23 protein-coding genes are annotated in these 19,380 nt (G+C 54.1%); 11 read left to right on the top strand and 12 right to left on the bottom strand.

The window, feature by feature from the left end:
- Nucleotides 1-10: 10 nt before the first annotated feature.
- The gene (locus tag N9C89_RS04465) at nt 11-1,402 is read left to right on the top strand and encodes an MATE family efflux transporter (protein ID WP_263952636.1); all 1,392 of its coding nucleotides are present in this window, start codon (nt 11-13) and stop codon (nt 1,400-1,402) included.
- Between the two features lie 4 nt (nt 1,403-1,406).
- On the opposite strand, the gene N9C89_RS04470 is transcribed toward N9C89_RS04465, so the two are convergent.
- Both N9C89_RS04470 and N9C89_RS04475 read right to left on the bottom strand, forming a co-directional pair.
- Complete coding sequence (locus N9C89_RS04470) at nt 1,407-1,823, bottom strand: hypothetical protein (RefSeq protein ID WP_263952637.1); 417 nt, start codon at nt 1,821-1,823, stop codon at nt 1,407-1,409.
- An 8-nt stretch (nt 1,824-1,831) separates the two neighbouring features.
- Nucleotides 1,832-3,049, bottom strand: coding sequence for a pyridoxal phosphate-dependent aminotransferase (locus tag N9C89_RS04475; RefSeq protein ID WP_263952638.1), 1,218 nt, complete (start codon nt 3,047-3,049; stop codon nt 1,832-1,834).
- Between the two features lie 83 nt (nt 3,050-3,132).
- Between N9C89_RS04475 and N9C89_RS04480 the strand changes: the two genes are divergently transcribed.
- Nucleotides 3,133-3,426, top strand: coding sequence for a succinate dehydrogenase assembly factor 2 (locus N9C89_RS04480; RefSeq protein ID WP_263952639.1), 294 nt, complete (start codon nt 3,133-3,135; stop codon nt 3,424-3,426).
- A gap of 91 nt (nt 3,427-3,517) precedes the next feature.
- Entirely contained in the window at nt 3,518-4,015 is a 498-nt protein-coding gene (locus N9C89_RS04485; protein ID WP_263952640.1) for a MarR family winged helix-turn-helix transcriptional regulator, read from the top strand.
- Nucleotides 4,016-4,065: 50 nt separating this feature from the next.
- Here N9C89_RS04485 and N9C89_RS04490 read toward each other — a convergent pair whose 3' ends face one another.
- Nucleotides 4,066-4,494 (bottom strand): VOC family protein, encoded by a 429-nt coding sequence (locus N9C89_RS04490; protein ID WP_263952641.1) that lies wholly within the window; start codon nt 4,492-4,494, stop codon nt 4,066-4,068.
- Between the two features lie 197 nt (nt 4,495-4,691).
- Between N9C89_RS04490 and thyX the strand changes: the two genes are divergently transcribed.
- On the top strand, nt 4,692-5,600 hold the full coding sequence (gene thyX, locus N9C89_RS04495; RefSeq protein ID WP_263952642.1) for an FAD-dependent thymidylate synthase: 909 nt from the start codon (nt 4,692-4,694) through the stop codon (nt 5,598-5,600).
- A 17-nt stretch (nt 5,601-5,617) separates the two neighbouring features.
- On the opposite strand, the gene N9C89_RS04500 is transcribed toward thyX, so the two are convergent.
- The 3 genes from N9C89_RS04500 to N9C89_RS04510 all read right to left on the bottom strand — a co-directional run bounded on the left by N9C89_RS04500 (nt 5,618) and on the right by N9C89_RS04510 (nt 7,028).
- On the bottom strand, nt 5,618-6,247 hold the full coding sequence (locus N9C89_RS04500) for an SGNH/GDSL hydrolase family protein (protein WP_263952643.1): 630 nt from the start codon (nt 6,245-6,247) through the stop codon (nt 5,618-5,620).
- A 108-nt stretch (nt 6,248-6,355) separates the two neighbouring features.
- Nucleotides 6,356-6,565: a cold-shock protein gene (locus tag N9C89_RS04505; protein WP_263952644.1), complete on the bottom strand. Its 210-nt coding sequence runs from the start codon at nt 6,563-6,565 to the stop codon at nt 6,356-6,358.
- 253 nt (nt 6,566-6,818) lie between these two features.
- Complete coding sequence (locus tag N9C89_RS04510) at nt 6,819-7,028, bottom strand: cold-shock protein (RefSeq protein WP_263952645.1); 210 nt, start codon at nt 7,026-7,028, stop codon at nt 6,819-6,821.
- A gap of 220 nt (nt 7,029-7,248) precedes the next feature.
- Here N9C89_RS04510 and N9C89_RS04515 point away from each other — a divergent pair, with 220 nt between their 5' ends.
- Entirely contained in the window at nt 7,249-7,575 is a 327-nt protein-coding gene (locus N9C89_RS04515) for an ArsC/Spx/MgsR family protein (RefSeq protein WP_263952646.1), read from the top strand.
- 40 nt (nt 7,576-7,615) lie between these two features.
- On the opposite strand, the gene N9C89_RS04520 is transcribed toward N9C89_RS04515, so the two are convergent.
- From N9C89_RS04520 to thrS, 5 genes are all read right to left on the bottom strand, one after another.
- Complete coding sequence (locus N9C89_RS04520; RefSeq protein WP_263952647.1) at nt 7,616-8,170, bottom strand: DoxX family protein; 555 nt, start codon at nt 8,168-8,170, stop codon at nt 7,616-7,618.
- A 1-nt stretch (nt 8,171) separates the two neighbouring features.
- A complete protein-coding gene (locus N9C89_RS04525; protein WP_263952648.1) occupies nt 8,172-8,939 on the bottom strand; it encodes a DUF2063 domain-containing protein in 768 nt (255 codons plus the stop codon).
- A complete protein-coding gene (locus N9C89_RS04530) occupies nt 8,936-9,796 on the bottom strand; it encodes a DUF692 domain-containing protein (RefSeq protein ID WP_263952649.1) in 861 nt (286 codons plus the stop codon). The genes N9C89_RS04525 and N9C89_RS04530 overlap by 4 nt, the downstream gene beginning before the upstream one ends.
- 95 nt (nt 9,797-9,891) lie before the next feature.
- Nucleotides 9,892-10,185: a DUF2282 domain-containing protein gene (locus N9C89_RS04535; protein ID WP_263952650.1), complete on the bottom strand. Its 294-nt coding sequence runs from the start codon at nt 10,183-10,185 to the stop codon at nt 9,892-9,894.
- Nucleotides 10,186-10,565: 380 nt separating this feature from the next.
- Nucleotides 10,566-12,518, bottom strand: coding sequence for a threonine--tRNA ligase (gene thrS, locus N9C89_RS04540; protein WP_263952651.1), 1,953 nt, complete (start codon nt 12,516-12,518; stop codon nt 10,566-10,568).
- A 197-nt stretch (nt 12,519-12,715) separates the two neighbouring features.
- On the opposite strand from thrS, the gene N9C89_RS04545 reads away from it, so the two are divergent.
- From N9C89_RS04545 to N9C89_RS04560, 4 genes are read left to right on the top strand one after another with little or no spacing between them, the layout of a single operon-like run.
- Complete coding sequence (locus N9C89_RS04545; RefSeq protein ID WP_263952652.1) at nt 12,716-13,477, top strand: alpha/beta fold hydrolase; 762 nt, start codon at nt 12,716-12,718, stop codon at nt 13,475-13,477.
- Nucleotides 13,478-13,515: 38 nt separating this feature from the next.
- Nucleotides 13,516-14,445: an alpha/beta hydrolase gene (locus N9C89_RS04550; protein ID WP_263952653.1), complete on the top strand. Its 930-nt coding sequence runs from the start codon at nt 13,516-13,518 to the stop codon at nt 14,443-14,445.
- A gap of 3 nt (nt 14,446-14,448) precedes the next feature.
- A complete protein-coding gene (locus tag N9C89_RS04555) occupies nt 14,449-14,880 on the top strand; it encodes a VOC family protein (protein ID WP_263952654.1) in 432 nt (143 codons plus the stop codon).
- Nucleotides 14,880-15,515 carry a hypothetical protein gene (locus N9C89_RS04560; protein ID WP_263952655.1) on the top strand — a complete coding sequence of 212 codons (636 nt, stop codon included), beginning with the start codon at nt 14,880-14,882 and terminating at the stop codon, nt 15,513-15,515. The genes N9C89_RS04555 and N9C89_RS04560 overlap by 1 nt, the downstream gene beginning before the upstream one ends.
- On the opposite strand, the gene phaZ is transcribed toward N9C89_RS04560, so the two are convergent.
- The gene (phaZ, locus tag N9C89_RS04565; protein ID WP_263952656.1) at nt 15,473-16,861 is read right to left on the bottom strand and encodes a polyhydroxyalkanoate depolymerase; all 1,389 of its coding nucleotides are present in this window, start codon (nt 16,859-16,861) and stop codon (nt 15,473-15,475) included. The two genes, N9C89_RS04560 and phaZ, sit on opposite strands and share 43 nt — an antisense overlap.
- A gap of 103 nt (nt 16,862-16,964) precedes the next feature.
- On the opposite strand from phaZ, the gene N9C89_RS04570 reads away from it, so the two are divergent.
- Both N9C89_RS04570 and N9C89_RS04575 read left to right on the top strand, forming a co-directional pair.
- Nucleotides 16,965-18,785, top strand: coding sequence for a PHA/PHB synthase family protein (locus N9C89_RS04570; RefSeq protein WP_263952657.1), 1,821 nt, complete (start codon nt 16,965-16,967; stop codon nt 18,783-18,785).
- 130 nt (nt 18,786-18,915) lie between these two features.
- Nucleotides 18,916-19,356, top strand: a complete 441-nt coding sequence (locus N9C89_RS04575; protein ID WP_263952658.1) for a phasin, PhaP — start codon at nt 18,916-18,918, stop codon at nt 19,354-19,356.
- The last annotated feature ends 24 nt before the right edge of the window (nt 19,357-19,380 follow it).

A 19,380-nucleotide genomic window follows, 5' to 3' on the forward strand; every position in this document is an offset into this window, starting at 1 on the left:
ATCCGTATGGATGACTCAAGCCCTTTCATATCGCGGCCACCTAAAGGCCATTCTGTTGCTTGGCTTGCCGTTGATCGGCAGCCAACTGGCGCAGTTTGCCGTCCATATGACGGATACCATCATGCTTGGGTGGTATTCGGTCGAGTCCCTTGCTGCCGCTGTTTTGGCAACAGGGTTTGCGTTTATTCTGTTTATTCTCGGGTCTGGCTTTGCCTTTGCCGTTACACCTCTTGTTGCGACGGCGGATGCGCAGGGCGATACAACCGCGATCCGGCGCTATACGCGCATGGGGCTGTGGATCGGGCTGTTGTATTCAGCGGTCGTTATGACGCCGATGATATTTTCCGAACCCATTTTCCTCTGGATGGGGCAGGAGCCAGAGCTCGCGGAACTCGCGCAAAGGTATTTGCGGATTTCGGCGCCAGGCATGTTCATGGCGATCAGCGGCACCGTTATTCGGAGCTATCTGTCCGCGCTCGAACTGACGCGGCCCGTTCTATATGCCTCGCTTTGGGCGGTGGCGTTGAACATTGTCTTTAACTATCTGTTTATCTTCGGAAACTTCGGAGCACCTGAGCTCGGTATTCGCGGCGCGGCGATTGCTTCGCTGGCTGTGAACACGATGATGTTCGTATATTGGGCGGCCTATTCATTGCGCAAACTGCCTGAGCATGAGCTATTTGTGCGGTTTTGGCGGCCGGATTGGGATGCGTTCAAACAGGTTTTCCGATTGGGTTTGCCCATTGGCCTGACGAACCTCGCCGAGGTCGGTCTGTTCAATTTTGCCGCGATCATGGTGGGGTGGCTTGGCGCTATTCCATTGGCGGCGCATGGGATTGCTCTGCAATTGGGTGGGGCGGCGTTCATGGTGCATCTGGGCTTGTCTGCCGCGGCGACAATCCGTGCAGGGCGTGCGCTGGGCAATGGTGACGAAGAGCATCTGCGCCGTGGTGCCTATATGGCAACCGGTATGTCGGCGGCACTGTCGTTCATCGCGATGGCGGCATTCCTTCTGGTTCCACAGTTCCTGATCGGATTGTTCATCGATCCAGAAGATCCGCTGCGGCCCGAAATCATTGCAATGGGCACGGGCCTGTTGGTGTATGCCGCGATCTTCCAGCTTGCCGATAGCCTTCAGGTTATGGCGCTGGGCTTGCTGCGCGGCGTTCAAGATGCTCGCGTTCCCATGTGGATGGCAGGGATTTCTTATTGGGTGTTTGGCGCGCCTGCGAGCTATATCTGTGGCTTTGTGTTTGGTTGGGGCGCGGAAGGTGTCTGGATCGGTCTTGTGGTCGGCCTGAGCCTCGCAGCGGTCTTGCTGAACCTGCGGTTCTGGAAACGCTCAGTCAAAATCCACGAGTATCCTCCAACTAAATCGGTTGAGGCTCCGCCCGCAGTTTAACGCTCTAGTCGTCTTTTGCGCCGTCTGTTAGGCGCTCTGCCTTCCTGCGTACGAGAACCGCGCGCAGGTCGTGCATTGCCAAAAGCAGTGAATCTGTAACCTCTTCGAGCGCTTCAGGGCTGGCCTTGTTGGATTGTGCCCAGTGAGCGGTTCGGTTGAGTGTGTCAACGACGCGGTGAATCTCGTCTTTCTCGCGGGCGGCGAGCAACTCCTGCCGTGCGCGGAGCCAGTCAGAAATTTCGGTGGTCTCGTGCTCGGTGAGGCTGCGTCCACCATGCGGTTTGATTTCGCCGTTGCGGGTGTTCACAACGGCGATTTGCTGCATCTCGATCCGGCGTTGGCGGTTCTCGGTGTTGATCCGGAACACCGCCGCGCCATTGTCTCTGATGCGAAAATAGAGTTCCGGAAGTTCGTTCACCAATACTGCCCTTATGAAAGTGCCGCGCAGAAATTCTGGATGCGCGTGCAAGCCTCTTTGAGATTATCGTCTGAGGTAGCGTAGCTGACACGGAAGTTTGGCGAAAGGCCGAAGGCTGCGCCAAATACGACCGCAACACCAGTTTCTTCAAGCAGCGCGGTTGCGAATTGCTCGTCATTTTCGATCGTGGTGCCTGCTGGTGTCGTTTTGCCGAGGCAGCCGGAGATGTCTGGGTACACGTAGAAAGCGCCCTCCGGTTTGGGGCACGTGATGCCTTCGGCGGCGTTGAGCATCTCGACAACAAGGTTTCTGCGGCGCACGAAAATCTCGTTGTTGCTGGCAAGAAACTCCTGCGGCCCATTGAGCGCCTCAACCGCAGCCCATTGCGAAACCGAACAGGGGTTCGAGGTGCTTTGGCTCTGGATTTTGCGCATGGCGGCGATCAAAGGTTTTGGACCAGCCGCATAGCCGATCCGCCAGCCGGTCATCGCATAGGCTTTGGAAACGCCGTTACAGGTTAGCGTGCGTTCGTAAAGCGCAGGCTCAACCTCGGCAGGGGTAGCAAATTTGAAGTCGTCAAAAACGAGGTGCTCATACATGTCATCTGTCATCACCCAAACATGCGGGTGACGTAGAAGAACATCCGTCAAACCTTTGAGTTCGCTTGCGGAATAACCCGCACCAGTCGGGTTGCTTGGCGAGTTGAAGATCAGCCATTTGGTTTTGGGCGTAATCGCAGCTTCAAGCTGCTCCGGTGTCATTTTGAAGCCGGTTTCGATCCCTGCGGCCACGGGAACGGGAGTTCCGCCGGCGAGCAAAACCATATCGGGATAGGACACCCAATAAGGCGCGGGGATAATCACTTCATCGCCTGGGTTCAGCGTGGCCATGAGGGCGTTATAAAGGATTTGTTTTCCGCCGGTGCCGACAGTGACCTGATCCGGCGCATAGGAAAGTGCGTTGTCGCGTTCAAGCTTGGCGCAGATCGCCTGTTTTAGCTCGATAATACCATCAACCGATGTGTATTTCGTTTTGCCCGCGTTGATCGCGGCGATACCGGCTTCCTTGATGCTTTCAGGCGTGTCGAAATCCGGTTCCCCCGCGCCGAGGCCAATCACGTCTTTGCCTGCGGCCTTGAGATCAGCGGCAAGGTTGGATACCGCAATCGTTGGCGACGGTTTGACGCGCGATAAGGTCTTGGAAAGAAAGTCAGGGGATGTGCTAGACATGGGAGGCTCCGGTTTGTATCTGCCGGAACCATCTCATAGGCCGCAATGGCCCCTGCATCAAGTCGTTAAGGAGTCAAACGCCAATGGATATCCCCAAAGAGAGCCTAACGCCGGCGCCCGATGAAACCCGAGAAAACCGGATCAAGCGCCTGAAAATGCGCAGCTGGCGGCGTGGCACCAAGGAAATGGACATGATTCTCGGCCCGTTTTCTGACACCGAAATCGACAGCATGAGTGACACAGAACTTGATCTTTACGATGCGCTTTTGTGGGAAAATGATCAGGAACTCTATACTTGGGTGAATGGGTCTGTTGATGCGCCAGAGAAATATAACCAAATGATTTCAGTAATTTACAAGCATAAACTGTCAAAATAGCTGAAAATTTATTGCTAGATGTCTTGGGTTTAACCGAATGTTTGGGATTTCCCGCGAATGTCGTTTCCGACGGCTACATGCGGAGAAATTAATGAGTATACATTCAAATCTGGCCCTTCCTGCTGCGCAAGGTTTTATGACCAGCTATCTGGAGGGGCTCGCACTCGTGGAGCGACTTCATCGTTTGCTTCTGGATGTAATTAAGGATGAGTTCGAGCGTGTAGGCGTCCTCGAAATTAATGCGGTGCAGGCGCTTTTGCTGTTCAATATCGGCGAGAACGAAGTAACCGCGGGTGAGCTCAAGTCTCGCGGCTATTATCAGGGATCGAACGTTTCCTATAACCTTAAGAAACTCGTCGAGATGGGCTATATGCACCATCAACGCTGTGAGGTGGATCGGCGCTCTGTGCGCGTTCGTCTAACCGAAAAGGGCCGCAATATCCGCGACGTGGTGAATGAACTCTTCCTGCGCCATGCCGATGGATTGGAATCGAAGGGTGTCTTGGGGCCTGATGGAATGGATGAGATCAATACATCGCTTCGTCGGGTCGAGCGGTATTGGACGGATCAAATCCGATATATTTACTAGGCTGTGAGTTGATGAACTGGCCCCACTCCCTGCGGAGCCAGTTCAAGGCCTTACCAGTGGCCCGTGTTTTCCATGCTGGCCCAAGGCTCTGCAGGGGCAAGTGATTCACCCTTTTGCAGCAACTCGATCGAGATGTTGTCGGGCGAACGGACGAAGGCCATATGGCCATCACGCGGCGGACGATTGATTGTGACGCCAGCATCCTGAAGCTTTTGACATAGCGCGTAAATGTCATCGACTTCATAGGCGAGATGCCCGAAGTGACGGCTATCGCTTGGCAGCTCATCATCGCCGTCCCAGTTGTAGGTAAGCTCGATAGGCGCTTCTTCCTGACCCTCGGGTGCCATAAAGATCAGCGAGAATCTCCCGCCTTCGCTGTCATGGCGTTTGGTTTCCTTGAGCCCGAGCAGCTCGTAGAAAGCCATCGATTTTTCGAGGTCTTTTACTCGAACCATTGTGTGTAGATACTTCAATCCCATCGCAGGGTCCTCCTATTTTGGCCCCACAATGCCAGCTAAGTGAGTGAGCGCAAGACCTTGGCCTTAAAATTCGTCGTGATACCGTATTTAGCGTTTATTTTCGACCGTCATCGCAGATATAGTGGGCGGCGAGTCGGTGCAAAGCGCACGGTTAGATTGCTGCAAAACCGACATTGCCATGACCAAGAGGATCGAACATGCCGCTAAGCCCAGAACAACTTGCCGAAATCGAGGCCCTTCGCGGCAATCCACAGCCGACGCTTCGCGCAGTTGCCCCGGGCATGGAGAAACACCTCTATACGGCGCAGGAAGTTCTGGATCATGGGTTTGTTCGGGTTGTGGATTACATGGGCGACGATGCCGCGATCTGTCAGGCCGCGCGTGTTTCCTATGGCAAAGGCACGAAATCTGTACAGAACGACGCGGGCCTGATCCGCTATTTGATGCGCCATTGGCACAGCACGCCGTTCGAGATGTGCGAAGTTAAGCTTCACGTTAAGCTTCCGGTCTTCGTTGCGCGCCAGTGGATCCGTCACCGGACGGCCAACGTCAATGAATATTCCGCACGGTACTCGATCCTTGATCGTGAGTTTTACATCCCCGCTCCAGAGAACCTCGCGGCACAATCCACGATTAACAATCAAGGCCGCGGTGAAACTCTTTCAGGCGAAGAGGCGGCGCGTGTGCTGGATATTCTGAAGTCCGATGCGAACCGTGCGTATGACCATTATGAATCCATGATGTCGGACGAAGGCCAGCAAGGATTGGCGCGTGAATTGGCGCGGATGAACCTGCCGAGCAACATTTACACGCAATGGTATTGGAAGGTTGATCTCCACAATCTGTTCCACTTCCTGCGACTTCGGGCAGATAGTCATGCGCAATACGAGATCCGTGTTTACGCGGATGCAATTGCCAATGTCGTTAAGGACTGGGTGCCAGCTGCGTATGGCGCGTTCGAAGATTACCGCATGGGCGGCGCGAACCTGAGCGCGCAAGCGCTCGATATTGTGCGCCGCAAGCTGGCTGGCGAAACTGTGACGCAGGAAAACTCCGGTATGAGCGCGCGCGAATGGCGCGAGCTCGTTGACATTCTAGAGGGATAAAAGCGAACTGGCCGCGATCACATGGTGGCCAGTTTTGCAGCAACGGCGAGGCCGAGGCGGGTGTGCATTTCTGCTCCATAGTGGACGCCATCTATGGGGCTGACGTCTACAAATTTTCCGCCATCAAGGAACTCAATGCCCTTGGCTGAGGCAAGGTCTTGCAAAAGTGGCGTCAGCGCACGGGATTTTGGCTCGGCATCCCTGAATTTTTCCTTAAGGAATCCGGTCTCGCGCACAGGGGGCGGCGCGATCAGCAAAATCTTAAACCCGCTGTGCCGTTTCTGAATGTCTTCGCTTAGCGCGTAATCGACAAGACCTTCGATATGGCTTGCCACTGTCTTTGCGTCTAGTCCAAACGCGGTTTTTACATCGTTTGTACCAAGCATCAGCGTCATGACATCAAGCGGACCGTGGCTATTCAGCGCAATCGCAAGCCCGAGTCGGCCATCCATATGAGCGCCCATGTCTGGATCGGGGGTTGCAGCCGTTCGGCCGGGCAATCCTTCTTCAATCAGATCACACCCCAGTTCCGCCTGAACGATACCGGTCCAACGCTCTTCAGGTGCGAGGCGTTCATAGATGTCGTCGGCAAACTTCGGCAGGGTTCCGTGTGTGTTGCTGTCGCCGAATGTCAGTAGTCGAGTCATGCTTCCCCCATGTTTTCGCGCTATAAGATCATAGTTTACATACAAAAACACCCCGCAGAAAACTGCGAGGTGTTCATCGTCCGGCCTAAGAAAGGCGCGAAAACTTGCTTAGTCAACCAATGCGAGGTCACCAGCAGAGGCGCGACCGTCGCGACCTTCTTGCAGTTCGTACTCGATCTTTTGGTTGTCGGCGAGGCCAGTCAGACCAGCGCGCTCAACAGCAGAGATGTGTACAAATACATCAGAGCCGCCTGCGTCAGGTGCGATAAAGCCGAAGCCTTTAGTAGTGTTAAACCATTTTACGGTGCCAGTAGCCATCCCGTTTCTCCTTTGTCTTGCCGCCCACAGTATGTGGCAGCTTGGTGATCAGCCCTTGTTTAGTAATCGTTCCGGCTGCTTGTTTAGAGAAGGCGGGTAGATAAAGTCTGTCGTCACAAAAGCCGTATGAGGTGTTTTTACTGTCTTAGCAAGTATTTCCTTTGCATCAGGCAGAAAAACGCTGGGGCACAATATTCCCCAGATACGCAAAAACGGCCCGAAAGCTCAGGCCGTTTCAAATAAACGCGGCGGATTATCCGACCGCCTTGAGGTTGCCAGCGGACTCGCGTCCGTCGCGTCCAGCAACGAGTTCATATTCGATTTTCTGGTTGTCGGCGAGACCGGTCATGCCGGCTTGTTCTACTGCGGAAATGTGGACAAATACATCAGATCCGCCTGCATCAGGCGCAATAAAGCCATAACCTTTAGTTGTGTTAAACCATTTGACGGTGCCAGTGGCCATCCGTTTTACTCCCTGTTAGTTATCTTACCCAATCGCGGAATTGCGGCGGGCCGTGCAGCCAGGTCTTTAACTGTTCCGGCTGCCCCGAAAGCAAGGAGCGGACGTCTTGAGATCTGTGAACACGCATAAATCGTTAGCGGTAAATGACAAAAAGGCAAGAAAAAATCCTTACTTCCGGTTGTGGCAGGGGTATAGAAGCGAGGTGTAACAGGGGAATGACATGCGATTTTGGGGTCTGAAAAACTGCGATACATGCCGCCGAGCGGCAAAGGAATTGGAGGCCGCAGGCTATGATCTTGAGCGTGTTGATGTGCGTTCGGACGGCGTTGAGCGCGGCGATCTTGAACGGTTTTTCGAGGCGTTTGGTGATGCTTTGGTAAATCGCCGCTCAACCACATGGCGAGCGCTGGATGACGCCGAGCGTGCTGGTGATGCGATTGATCTCTTGATCGCGCACCCAACATTGATGAAGCGCCCCGTGATTGAACACGATGGGGCGCTTTATCTTGGATATGGTGCTGACGTTAGGTCAGTCTTGATTGGATAAATTGCTTCTAGTCGATTGAAATTTATATATTTTATCTTGACTATCGCACAATTCCGGTTTTGTTTGCCAGCAAGCGATCTAGCGAAATTGGCCCTGCGCCTTTCAGAACAAGAATGACGAGAGTCGTGATCCAGAACAGGCGTTGATCCATGATGACGCCATCGCTGGCGCGGTCAAACCATGCGCCGTATTGGGTTGCGCCGTGGCCGTAAATATCGGTCAGACTCTGTACAATCACAAAGCCGATCATCCCAACTGCTGCCAAGCGCGTAAACAATCCCAACAGGATAAGTGCGGGAAGGATGAACTCTGCGTACATGCCTGCCATGACCACGAGCCAATGGAATACGCCAAGCTGTGATGTGTCGTAATTTACGGCCTCAAAAGTTTTGGGAAAAATTTGAGCATATGCACCCGTTGAAGGCGATAAAAAGCCTAAAAATCCATCACCTAGCTTGGTCATGGCCGATCCCCAAAAGTAAAAAAGCAGGGTTGCGGCGAAGGTGAAACGGGCGAGAGTCGGCAAAAGCCAATCGCCCGCGAGCCGCTCAATGAATGAAAATACGCCGTTATAGAGGTTAACGATCATGGACATGTCAGGTCTCCTTTGGCGATGAGATTTTGGTTATTGCGGCCCCTGCGAGGAGAAGGCCGAGCGTGCGCGAGAGATCAAAGCCCGCGTCGAGGTTGGCGGCGGCTTCGAGCGCGGTTGCAAATGTCTTGTCTTCGCTAAGCGCTGTTAGGAATGCGGCTTCGGCGTCGGTGATCCGGTGGACTTCTGGATCAAACTCCGGCCGAATGATTAGAACATTTTGCGCACCTGAAAGGTTTGTTGGCTGTGTATCTGTTGTGTTGGCCACGTAAATCGCATGGATCGGCCAATTTGACGTCATGACTTTTAGAGACGGTGCCAAGGTCAGGCGGCTTTGCATCAACACGTCTGGAGGCAAGTTTTGCAAGTCTTCCGGTGAAATCGGCGTGGTGTCCGCCGCGTGGTAGCTTTTGCGGATTGCTAGTTCGAGGCGGGCCACATCGGCCAGATACGGATAGGCCGCCACAGGCTCAAACCCTTCAAGGAAAGCGGGCATATCCTCGCCATAGTGCATCATCAACGGTGAACGCGGCGGGAACTGCCGCAGGTGAACTCCGGCAAGCGCCTTGAAGAACTCGTCGCCAAGCAACTTGTGGATAACCGGATAGGCGACGATCAACGCTTCGGTTAGGGAAACGGCGACGTTGTTGCGATATACCGCAAAGCGCTTGTCGGCCACATTGTTTTGCGGATCAACGAGGCCCGACGGGGTCGCGCGATCCGGATCAAGCAGCGCGGCGATAAACTCGGATTGTGTGACAGCCTCAGTCATACGGTTGCCGTTTGCAAAACCTGCGTGGCGCGCGCCGCTTCGCTTGCGAGCGTTTGCCATTCGGGAACGTCATTGTCCCATTCGATCAGGCTCGGCTTTATGCCGCCGCGTTTGATTGTATAGCGGTACATTTCCCAAACGGGCTCTGCAACGGGGGTGCCGTGACTGTCGATCAGGAGTGGGTCACCGTTTTCATCTGTGTCTTCTTCGTGACCGGCAAGATGAATCTCCGAAACCAGATCAAGCGGGAAAGCGTCGATGTAACTATAGGGATCGGTTTTTTGGTTGGTGGCGGAGATGAAGACGTTGTTCACGTCAAAAAGGAGGCCACACCCCGTTCTGGCCGCGGTCTCGCGCAGAAACTCTGTTTCCGGAATTTGGGTTTCAGCGAAATTAAGATAGGCGGACGGGTTTTCGAGCAGCATCCGACGGCCAACATGCTCCTGAACATGGTCAATATGTTCGCAAATTCGGGCAAGGGTTTCTTCGGTATAGGGCAGGGGAAGTAGATCGTTCATGAACCCCATATCGTGGGTAGACCATGCAAGATGCTCGGAGAAACTCGCGGGCTGAAGCCAGTCGATCAGGTGTTTCAAACGGTCAAGATGGTCGCGATCAAGCGGCCCTTCGCCGCCAATAGAAAGGCCCACGCCGTGAACTGAAATCGGAAAGCGTTCGGAGAGGGCGCGGAGTTGCGCGATTGGGCGTCCGCCATCTCCCATGTAGTTCTCGGCATGAATTTCGAGCCACTCAACAGGGCTCGCGTCATTCATAATTTCGGAGAAATGCTGCGGTTTATACCCAACACCAGCGCTGTCGGGCAGGCGGTCAAAACGGTGCGGGGAAACATCAAGCATGTTGATCTCCTGAGTATTTATTACATTTGTCAGTTGTTTGACGGAGAAATCAAGAAGTTGCGCCTCGCCCTGTGTGCAAGCGAGGCGCGGTTGTCTTATGCAGGAAGGTCGCGATCAAGCGCTTCGAGGGAGCCCATGCGGCCGCCTTCTACTTCCATTGTTGTGCATGTACCAGCAGCAACGAGTTTCCATGCGTTGCCTTGGTAATCGACAGTGGATGTGCCTGCACATGTTGTGCCTGGGCCAGCGGCACAGTCGTTTTCACCTGCGAGGGAGACACCGAAGCATTTTTCTTTTTCGCCATCCGCGGCGGCGGGGCCTGTTGTGTGGGCCGCAAGAGCAGCAGCGACAGCACCAGCAACGGCAAGATTTTTCACAGTGTTGGACATCGGGATATTTCCTTTTTTTCAATAAAAGACTGTCACGCCAAAAGCGCGATGTCCAAACTCTAGGCGAGGGGGGCGTTAACAGGCCACTCACATCGGCGTTAATCACGGGCGCGTTAGGGAATGGGATCGTTTGTTAGCAAATGTGTCAGGCGCGGTTGAGAAGGATTCCGTCAGAAATGCTATTAAAAACAACGTTTCTGGCGCGTGGCCGCGGCTTGGGGCGGTTTGAATTGTTACTGTTCCAAATGCATTCTGCACACAGATTGTAACAATTAAACGCAACAGTTCACAAATTCCGTCGCAAGTTTTTTGCAATTATTTCAAAAATGAAAAGGGGCGCGCAATCAATTGCACGCCCCATTTATAGATTTCTGCGGAATTCAGGAGTCGCGCAGGTCTGGTGGCGTTGCGTCGAGCGCCAGTTCTTCTTTGATCTCGTCAAATGGCACAACCGTTGTCCGCTTCTCTCCGAGACGTCGGAGGGTGACGGTCCGGTCTTCAACTTCCTTCATGCCAACCGCAAGGATGACTGGAACTTTACCAAGGCTATGTTCACGAACCTTGTAGTTGATCTTCTCGTTGCGGATATCGGCTTCGGCGCGCACACCCAGACGGCGTAGGTCGGCGACAACTTCGTCGACGAAATCATTGGCGTCTGACACAATCGATGCCACCACAACCTGACGCGGCGCGAGCCAGAACGGCAGCTTGCCTGCGTGCTCTTCGATCAGAATGCCGATGAACCGTTCGAAGCTGCCCAAAGTTGCGCGGTGCAGCATGACGGGTGTGTGCTTTTCGCCATCTTCGCCAATGTAGGTTGCACCAAGGCGTTCGGGGATGATGAAATCTACCTGCAGGGTTCCGCACTGCCAATCGCGTCCGATTGCGTCGGTCAGCACAAACTCCAGTTTCGGGCCATAGAATGCGCCTTCACCAGGGTTGAGGTCATATTCACAGCCCGCCGCGTCACAGGCTTCTTTTAGCAAGCGGTCGGCCTTGTCCCACTGTGAATCTGTTCCAGCGCGGGTTTCAGGGCGGTCCGAGAATTTAACCTTGAAACTTTCGAACCCAAGATCACGATAGATATTGGCCAAGAAGGTCAGGAACCGCTTGGTTTCGGCTTCGATTTGGTTCTCGGTGCAGAAGATATGCGCGTCGTCCTGAGTAAACCCACGAACCCGCATGATGCCATGCAGGGCTCCAGAGGGCTCATACCGGTTGCACGACCCGAATTCCGCCATGCGCAGCGGCAAGTCGCGATAGGATTTCAGGCCCTGCTTGAAAATTTCAACATGGCAAGGGCAGTTCATCGGTTTAAGCGCGTTAACGGCCTTTTCCCGAGCGTGCTCTTCGTCAACTTCGACGATGAACATGTTTTCTTGGTATTTTTCCCAGTGGCCGGATGCTTCCCAAAGCTTGCGGTCGACAACCTGCGGCGTGTTCACTTCAACATAGCCGCCGCGCTTTTGCTGGCGACGCATGTAATCTTGAAGCTGGGTGTAAATTGTCCAGCCGTTTGGATGCCAGAAGATCTGTCCGGGGGCTTCTTCCTGCATGTGGAAAAGGTCCATCTCGCGGCCAAGTTTTCGGTGGTCGCGTTTAGCGGCTTCTTCGAGCATGTGGAGGTGCTTCTTCAGGCCGTCTTTGTTTTGGAAGGCCACACCGTAAATCCGCTGGAGCATCGCGCGGTCACTATCGCCGCGCCAATAGGCACCCGCAATTGACATCAGCTTGAATGCATCGCCCGGAACTTGGCCGGTGTGCTGCAAATGCGGTCCACGGCACAAATCTTGCCAGTCGCCGTGCCAGTACATGCGCAGCGGCTCGTCACCTGGAATGGATTCGATGAGCTCGACTTTATAGGGCTCATTGTTGGCCTCATAGAACGCCACCGCGCGGTCACGTTCCCAGATTTCGGTGGTCACGGGCTCGCGCTTGTTGATGATCTCTTTCATCTTCTTCTCGATGACCTCTAGGTCTTCGGGAGTGAAAGGTTCTTTGCGGTCAAAATCGTAGTACCAGCCGTTTTTGATCACGGGGCCGATTGTGACTTTTACATCGGGCCAAATTTCCTGCACGGCGCGGGCCATGATGTGCGCGCAATCGTGGCGGATAAGCTCGAGCGCCTGATCCGCGTCTTTCATCGTATGGAGCGCGATGGACGAGTCTTCGGTGATTGGCCACTGAAGATCCCAATGCGCGCCGTTAACGGTTGCGGAGATTGCCTTTTTGGCAAGCGAATTAGAAATGCTCGCAGCAACTTCAGCAGGGGTTACGCCTGCGTCGTATTCACGGATATTGCCATCGGGAAGGGTGAGTGCGATCTGGGCCATGAGAGCCTCCTCGTCAGTTTGGCGCCTACGAAACGCCCGGTTGCGGGTTTGGTTTGGCGCCTTTTGCCGCGCGCAGAAGGCAAAGTCAACGGCCAGTGGGCGGGTTCATGGAAATTCGCAAGACCGGCGCAAGGTTGCGCTTGAAACGGGCGGGGGAAGTGGCCACCATCACAAGAAACAACCACCCAGAGGATACCATGAGCACACCGAATTTCTTGAAGACCTCAACTGGCCGAAGCATTGCATATCACAAAACAGAGGGCGAGGGGCCCGGGGTCGTGTTTCTTGGCGGCTTCAAGTCTGACATGCAGGGGACCAAAGCCGTCTACCTTGAGGAATGGGCCAAGACGAACGGGCGCGCGTTTCTTAGGTTTGATTATTCGGGGCATGGTGAAAGCTCTGGTGAATTTACCGACGGCGCGATTGGCGAGTGGGCTGCCGATGCAATGGAAGCGATTGAAGAACTGACCGAAGGGCCGCAGGTTTTGGTGGGCTCGTCGATGGGGGGCTGGATATCGCTGCTCGTAGCGCGGAACATGCCAGAAAAACTCGCAGGCTTGGTCGGGATCGCTGCGGCTCCTGATTTCACCGAGGACGGCTTTTGGAATGGTTTCACTGACGCGCAGAAAGAAGAGCTTGCGCGTGACGGGCAGGTTGCCTTGCCGAGTGACTATGATGATGGCCCCTATATCATCACTGAAAAACTGATCGCAGAAGGGCGCGATCAGCTTGTGCTGCGCTCACCACTTTCCTTGCCATTTCCGGTTCGGTTTTTACAAGGGACCGCTGATGAGGATGTCTCGGTCGCGACGGCTGTGCAATTGTTAGAGCACGCCGAGGGGGATGACATGCGCCTGACATTGGTTAAGGGGGCGGATCATAGATTTTCAACACCGGAATGTTTGAATTTGATAAGCAAAACCGTTGAAAAAGTGCTCGCTCGGGCGAAAAATGTTTAAAATTTGCAAGTCCGTTTCAGAGCAAAGGAGAGTGTTGATTGAGCAAAACTCCAGCGTTTGAACCCGTTGACCTCGCGGTTTCCTTCGACGAAACCGAGCTACACAATGGTGTTGAGCCGTATCTCGCACGCACTGAAGGCGCGGTTGATGGAGTGTTGGACGGCATTCGAAAACGCGTGGTCTGGGCAGGCGCGGCAGAGACTAAAACACCGGTTTCTGTGGTCTATATTCACGGGTTCTCGGCGACATCAGAAGAGATCCGTCCGGTCCCTGATAGAGTCGCGGAGGAACTGGGTGCGAACCTATATTTCACGCGGCTCAAAGGTCATGGACAGGGTGGCCCCGCGATGAGCACAGCTGCGGCGCGAGATTGGGTTCACGATACAGCCGAGGCGATGGCGATCGGGCGGGCCATTGGAGAGCGGGTGCTGGTCATTTCTGTATCAACGGGCGGTACGCTTTCGGCCGTTGCGGCGGCGGATACAAAGATGTCAGAGCGGGTTGCTGGAATGGCATTTGTGGCGCCGAATTTCGGGGTGAAACACCCCGTTGCCGCACTGCTGACTTGGCCGTGGTCGCGGATTTGGGGGCCGAGATTGTTTGGGAAGACAACCGGCTTCATCCCTGCAAACGAGGGTCACGAAACCTATTGGACCGCGCAATACGACAGCGTGGCGGTCCTGCCGATGTTGGCGCTTGTACGCAGTGTTTCGAAGCTTGATTTTGCGTCTATCCGTATTCCTGCGCTATTCTATTTTTCGCCTGACGACCGGATTGTTCGCCCCAAACGAACAGAGCGCGTTGCGGGGTTGTGGGGTGGCAAAAAGACGGTCGAACGGATCAGTGGCAGCACCGTTGATGATCCGGATAACCATGTCATTGCGGGCGATATTATGAGCCCGTCAAACACTGAGCATTGCATTAAGTCCATTTTGAAATGGGCGAAAACTCTTGATTTGAAAAGGTGAATTATGGACCAACGCATTAGCTTGATTACGCTTGCTGTGAATGACGTGGCGACTTCGGCGGCGTTCTACGAAGGGATAGGCTGGCAGCGCGTCGAAACAGAGGACGGCGTGGTTGCGTTCGATCTGATCGGGCAGACGCTCGGCCTTTATCCGCGAGAGATGTTGGCCAAGGACCTAGGGATGGAAGCCCATGAAATCGGCGGGTTTTCAGGTGTTACGCTTGGCTACAATGTGCGCGAGAAAGATGAGGTTGCGCCGCTGCTTGAGCGGGCCAAGGCCAGCGGGGGGCGTATTGTTAAGCCCGCGCAGGATGTGTTTTGGGGCGGTCATCACGGCTATTTCGCCGATCCTGACGGGCATATTTGGGAAGTCGCCCACAACCCGTTTTCGCCGCTTGGCAAAGACGGCGCGTTCCAGTGGAACGGGGCAGGGTAATGCGCAAACCGGCCAGCATGCGCGGGCTTGAAACTCTCGGGCGTGTTCGGCTGTCCAAATATTTTTATATGCGTGATTTCCTGATGTCAGAGATCGGGATAATCCACGGCATACCTAATATTCCAGACCATCCCGTTCTGGCGATCGAGGCTGGATCAAACCTGTGCCAAAACCTGCTTGATCCGCTTCAGGAAACATTCGGTGCGGTGGCTGTTCGTTCAGGCTATCGGGCGCCGGCGCTCAATGAATTTGGTAATCGCAACGGGTTAAACTGCGCATCAAACGAGGCGGATCAGGGCGGGCATATCTGGGATTGTCGCGATGGGCGCGGCGCTCTTGGGGCGTGCGCGAGCATAGTTATCCCATGGTTCGCCGACAGGTACGAGGCGGGGCGGCACTGGCACGATCTTGCGTGGTGGATCCACGACCATCTTCCGTACTCTGAGCTTCGGTTTTTCCCAAATCTGTGTGCGTTCAACCTGCACTGGAGCGAGATGCCCAAACGTGAAATTCGTGGTTGGATTGGTGGAAACTCTGTGCTGCTACGCCAAGGCGAGGAGCCAGCCGAGCCCGCCGAAACCCGCGCAAAACGTTACGCGGATTTTCCGGTGTTTCGAGGTTTGGATTTACCCTGAGATTTGGCTGTGGTTTTCGGCTTTGCCTTAGCCGGTGCCTTTTTCTCTGGTGCGAGTTCTGCTTTTATTGGCGTAACATTACTCTTGGCTTTCTCAGGAGCGGCTTTCTTTGGCTGCTCTGCGTTCGCGTCAATGAAGTCGAGCACCAAGGGGCGGATATTGTTACGCCAGCTTTTCCCAGCGAAAATTCCGTAGTGGCCAGCGCCTTGCTCAAGATGGCTTGCTTTTTTGCTGTCGGGCAGTCCGGTTAGCAAATCCAGCGCGGCCACACATTGGCCGGGTGCAGAGATATCATCCTTGGAGCCTTCAACGGTTTTAACCGCAACCGAGGTGATTGCCGAAATATCGACCTTTTTGCCATTCACAACAAATGCATTCCGCGCGATTTCGCCACCTTTGAAGATGCGCTCGACCGTGGAGAGATAAAACTCGGCGGTCATATCCATCACAGCAAGGTACTCGTCATAGAAGCGGTTGTGCGGATCATGGTCGGCGGCTTCGCCTTTGGTCACGCGCAGGATTTGATCCTGAAACGCTTTGGAGTGTCGCTCGCCGTTCATCGACATGAAGGATGCAAGCTGCAATAGGCCGGGGTACACCATGCGCCCGACGCCTTTGTATTTGAAGCCAACGCGTTGGATTGCGGTCTCTTCAAGTTGGCCCATTGTGATGCGGCGGCCAAAATCGGTAACGTCGGTTGCGGCAGCGTCCGGATCAATCGGTCCACCAATGAGCGTAAGTGTGCGAGGTTGTGCTTTCGGGTCCTCAGCGGCGAGATAGGCCGTTGCGGCCAAAGCAAGCGGGGCGGGTTGGCAAACGGCGATGACGTTGGTGTCTGGGCCGAGCTCGCGCATGAAATCGACCAGATAGAGCGTGTAATCCTCAATGTCGAACTTGCCTGCGGAAACCGGAATGTCGCGCGCGTTGTGCCAATCGGTGATGTAAACCTCTGCATCAGGCAGAAGCGAGGCTACGGTCGAGCGCAGCAGAGTTGCATAGTGGCCCGACATCGGAGCAACCAGCATGACCTTGCGCTTTTTCTCTGGGCGGCCTTGGACGTGGAAGCGGATCAGATCGCCAAACGGGCGCTCGACAACCGGCTCCACTGAAACGATATGGTCGCGGCCATCTTCTGACGGGATCGAATGAATGCCCCAATCCGGTTTGGCGACCATGCGGGCGAAACTGCGTTCCGTAACTTCGCCCCACGCGGCGACCCATTGCACCATCGGGTTGGGCGATAGCGCTAACCCAGGGTAGGAAGCAAATGCCTTGGCAGACGCGCCGAGCCATTGGTTGGTGTTGCGCATCGTCTCCATCAGGTCGTAAGTGGCCATATACCGCATGTTTCGATCCTTCACAGGCGGGATTATCCCCGCTAACTTGATTACAGACGTTGAGAAATCTGTTATGCTGCACTTGCAGAAAGATTAGGGTAGAAAGTTTTCAATGACAACTGATCAAAGCGACGGAAGCAAAAAACCTTCGGATATTGAGGGTGACGTTGGGTCATCCCGGTTGAGCGAGAACCTCGCCAAACTGGAGGTGCTTTCGGCGCGTCTTGTGGCCGCAATGTCCAAGAAACGCACGGTTGATCCGAGTTTGCAGGGCCCAAGCGGTGATTTGTTTATGAAGGCGGCTGCGGCCTATATGGCCGAGATGATGAACAACCCCTCAAAAATCGTGGAACATCAGGTTGCATACTGGGGAAAGTCGCTCAAACACTATGTCGAAGCACAGCAAGTTCTAAAAGAAGGGCAGCTTGTTGCTCCCCCTGATTCTACGCCAAAGGACCGCCGCTTCTCCAATCCGATGTGGGAAACGCACCCATATTTCAATTATATCAAGCAACAGTATCTAATGAGCAGCGAGGCCATTTCGCAGGCCATCGAGGATATGGAGGGGCTGGACCCGTCCGACAAAAAGCGTGTGGAGTATTTCAGCCGCCAGATCGTCGATATGTTCGCTCCCAATAACTACCTCGCCACCAACCCCGAAGCGCTGGCCAAGGCCGCCGAGACCGAGGGGCAATCGCTGGTCGACGGGCTCGAGAACCTCGTGCGCGATATCGAAGCCAACGATGGCGAGCTTTTGGTGACCCTTGCGGATAAGAACGCATTCAAGGTTGGCGAGAACCTCGGAACGAGTGAAGGCAAGGTTGTTTTCCGCAACCATATGTTCGAACTTATCCAATATGCGCCAAAAACCGAAACGGTGCATAAAACGCCGCTGGTTATCTTTCCGCCGTGGATCAACAAATTCTATATTCTCGACCTCAAGGAAAAGAACAGCCTGATCAACTGGATTGTGGAGCAGGGCTTTACGCTCTTTGTCGTGAGCTGGGTGAACCCCAATGCCTCTTATGCCGACGTCGGGATGGAGGACTACATTAAGAGCGGTTATCTGACCGCGATTAACGAGGTCAAAGCGATCACCAAAGAGGAGAAGGTTAATGTTGTCGGCTATTGCATTGCCGGAACGACACTTGGCCTGACCCTCGCGCATATGAAGAAGATCGGCGATAAATCCGTCAACTCCGCAACCTTCTTTACCACGCTCACTGATTTCTCTGATCAAGGGGAGGTTGGCGTATTTCTTGATGAGGGGTTCGTTGGCGGGATTGAGCGCGAAGTTAAGAACAAGGGCGTATTGGACTCCTTCTTTATGTCGCGGACATTCTCTTATTTGCGGTCCAACGACCTTATCTATGGCCCCGCGATCCGCAGCTATATGATGGGAGAGGCGCCTCCTGCCTTTGATCTCCTGTATTGGAACGGTGACGGTACCAACCTTCCGGGGCGCATGACCGTCGAGTATTTGCGCAACCTGTGCCAAGACAATCACTTTGCACAAGGCATCTATGAGTTTGAGGGCGAGAAACTGTCGCTCAAGGATATCACCGTGCCTATGTGCGCGATTGCCTGCGAGACAGATCACATCGCGGCGTGGAAAACCTCTTATCACGGGGTTAAGCAATTCGGCAGCCGCTCCAAAACCTTTATCCTCTCGGAAAGCGGCCATATCGCGGGGATCGTGAATCCGCCGAGCAAAAAGAAATACGGTCACTACACCAACGAAGACATGAAACTGGAGAGTGACGCATGGAAAGAAGGCGCCGAATTTCACGAGGGGTCGTGGTGGCCGCGCTGGGGTGAATGGCTCGCGAAGCGGTCTGGAAAGCAGATTCCAGCACGTATTCCTGGTGATTCGAGCCATCCGGCGCTCTGTGATGCGCCCGGAACTTATGTTTTGTCTGTCATAAGGTCCTGATAAATAAGGGTTATCAATATTTTTGCTGCGCTGCAGCACAAAAATCCTTGAAATGCTGCGCTGCAACATGCATATTGTTTGCACACGCAGAATTTCAGCGGGGCCCATCCCGCACTAAGGAGTAAATGACATGACCAAGGCACAAGATTTCACAAAGATCATGCAAGACATGGTCGGCGCATTTCCAGTAGACACAAAAGCTGTCGAAGACGCATTCAAAACATCTGCCGCTCTGAGCGACAAGATGTCTAAAGTTGCTCTTGATGCAGCAGAGAAATCCAGCGAGATCTCTGCGAAATGGACAAAAGAAACTCTGACCAAACTCGGTTCGGTTTCCGCTGCAAAAACAGAGCCTGCTGACTACAGCAAAGCCCTGACAGATTTTGCTTCGTCCTCTGCTGAGATGGCTGCCGAAAACCTCGCAGCATTCGCAGAAGTTGCGAAAAAAGTTCAAGCCGAAACAGTTGAGCTGATGCTCGCTGCTGGCAAGGACCTGTCCGAAGAAACAACTGCTGCTGTTAAAAAAGCAACTGCAGACGTTCAGAAGGCCGCTAAAGCAGCTTCTAAGTAAGACAGATCGAGTTAACGCGGAGCC

Origin of the sequence: Halocynthiibacter sp. SDUM655004 (assembly GCF_026015885.1) — a bacterium.
Lineage (GTDB): Bacteria > Pseudomonadota > Alphaproteobacteria > Rhodobacterales > Rhodobacteraceae > Falsihalocynthiibacter > Falsihalocynthiibacter halioticoli.

Coding starts and splice junctions, on each gene's coding strand:
- N9C89_RS04485 (WP_263952640.1), top strand. CDS start 3,518: ATGAGTATACATTCAAATCTGGCCCTTCCTGCTGCGCAAGGTTTTATG.
- thyX (WP_263952642.1), top strand. CDS start 4,692: ATGCCGCTAAGCCCAGAACAACTTGCCGAAATCGAGGCCCTTCGCGGC.
- N9C89_RS04525 (WP_263952648.1), bottom strand. CDS start 8,939: ATGACTGAGGCTGTCACACAATCCGAGTTTATCGCCGCGCTGCTTGAT.
- N9C89_RS04530 (WP_263952649.1), bottom strand. CDS start 9,796: ATGCTTGATGTTTCCCCGCACCGTTTTGACCGCCTGCCCGACAGCGCT.
- N9C89_RS04465 (WP_263952636.1), top strand. CDS start 11: ATGACTCAAGCCCTTTCATATCGCGGCCACCTAAAGGCCATTCTGTTG.
- N9C89_RS04560 (WP_263952655.1), top strand. CDS start 14,880: ATGCGCAAACCGGCCAGCATGCGCGGGCTTGAAACTCTCGGGCGTGTT.
- N9C89_RS04555 (WP_263952654.1), top strand. CDS start 14,449: ATGGACCAACGCATTAGCTTGATTACGCTTGCTGTGAATGACGTGGCG.
- N9C89_RS04575 (WP_263952658.1), top strand. CDS start 18,916: ATGACCAAGGCACAAGATTTCACAAAGATCATGCAAGACATGGTCGGC.
- phaZ (WP_263952656.1), bottom strand. CDS start 16,861: ATGCGGTATATGGCCACTTACGACCTGATGGAGACGATGCGCAACACC.
- N9C89_RS04490 (WP_263952641.1), bottom strand. CDS start 4,494: ATGGGATTGAAGTATCTACACACAATGGTTCGAGTAAAAGACCTCGAA.
- N9C89_RS04475 (WP_263952638.1), bottom strand. CDS start 3,049: ATGTCTAGCACATCCCCTGACTTTCTTTCCAAGACCTTATCGCGCGTC.
- thrS (WP_263952651.1), bottom strand. CDS start 12,518: ATGGCCCAGATCGCACTCACCCTTCCCGATGGCAATATCCGTGAATAC.
- N9C89_RS04545 (WP_263952652.1), top strand. CDS start 12,716: ATGAGCACACCGAATTTCTTGAAGACCTCAACTGGCCGAAGCATTGCA.
- N9C89_RS04510 (WP_263952645.1), bottom strand. CDS start 7,028: ATGGCCACTGGCACCGTCAAATGGTTTAACACAACTAAAGGTTATGGC.
- N9C89_RS04505 (WP_263952644.1), bottom strand. CDS start 6,565: ATGGCTACTGGCACCGTAAAATGGTTTAACACTACTAAAGGCTTCGGC.
- N9C89_RS04480 (WP_263952639.1), top strand. CDS start 3,133: ATGGATATCCCCAAAGAGAGCCTAACGCCGGCGCCCGATGAAACCCGA.
- N9C89_RS04500 (WP_263952643.1), bottom strand. CDS start 6,247: ATGACTCGACTACTGACATTCGGCGACAGCAACACACACGGAACCCTG.
- N9C89_RS04520 (WP_263952647.1), bottom strand. CDS start 8,170: ATGTCCATGATCGTTAACCTCTATAACGGCGTATTTTCATTCATTGAG.
- N9C89_RS04535 (WP_263952650.1), bottom strand. CDS start 10,185: ATGTCCAACACTGTGAAAAATCTTGCCGTTGCTGGTGCTGTCGCTGCT.
- N9C89_RS04515 (WP_263952646.1), top strand. CDS start 7,249: ATGCGATTTTGGGGTCTGAAAAACTGCGATACATGCCGCCGAGCGGCA.
- N9C89_RS04570 (WP_263952657.1), top strand. CDS start 16,965: ATGACAACTGATCAAAGCGACGGAAGCAAAAAACCTTCGGATATTGAG.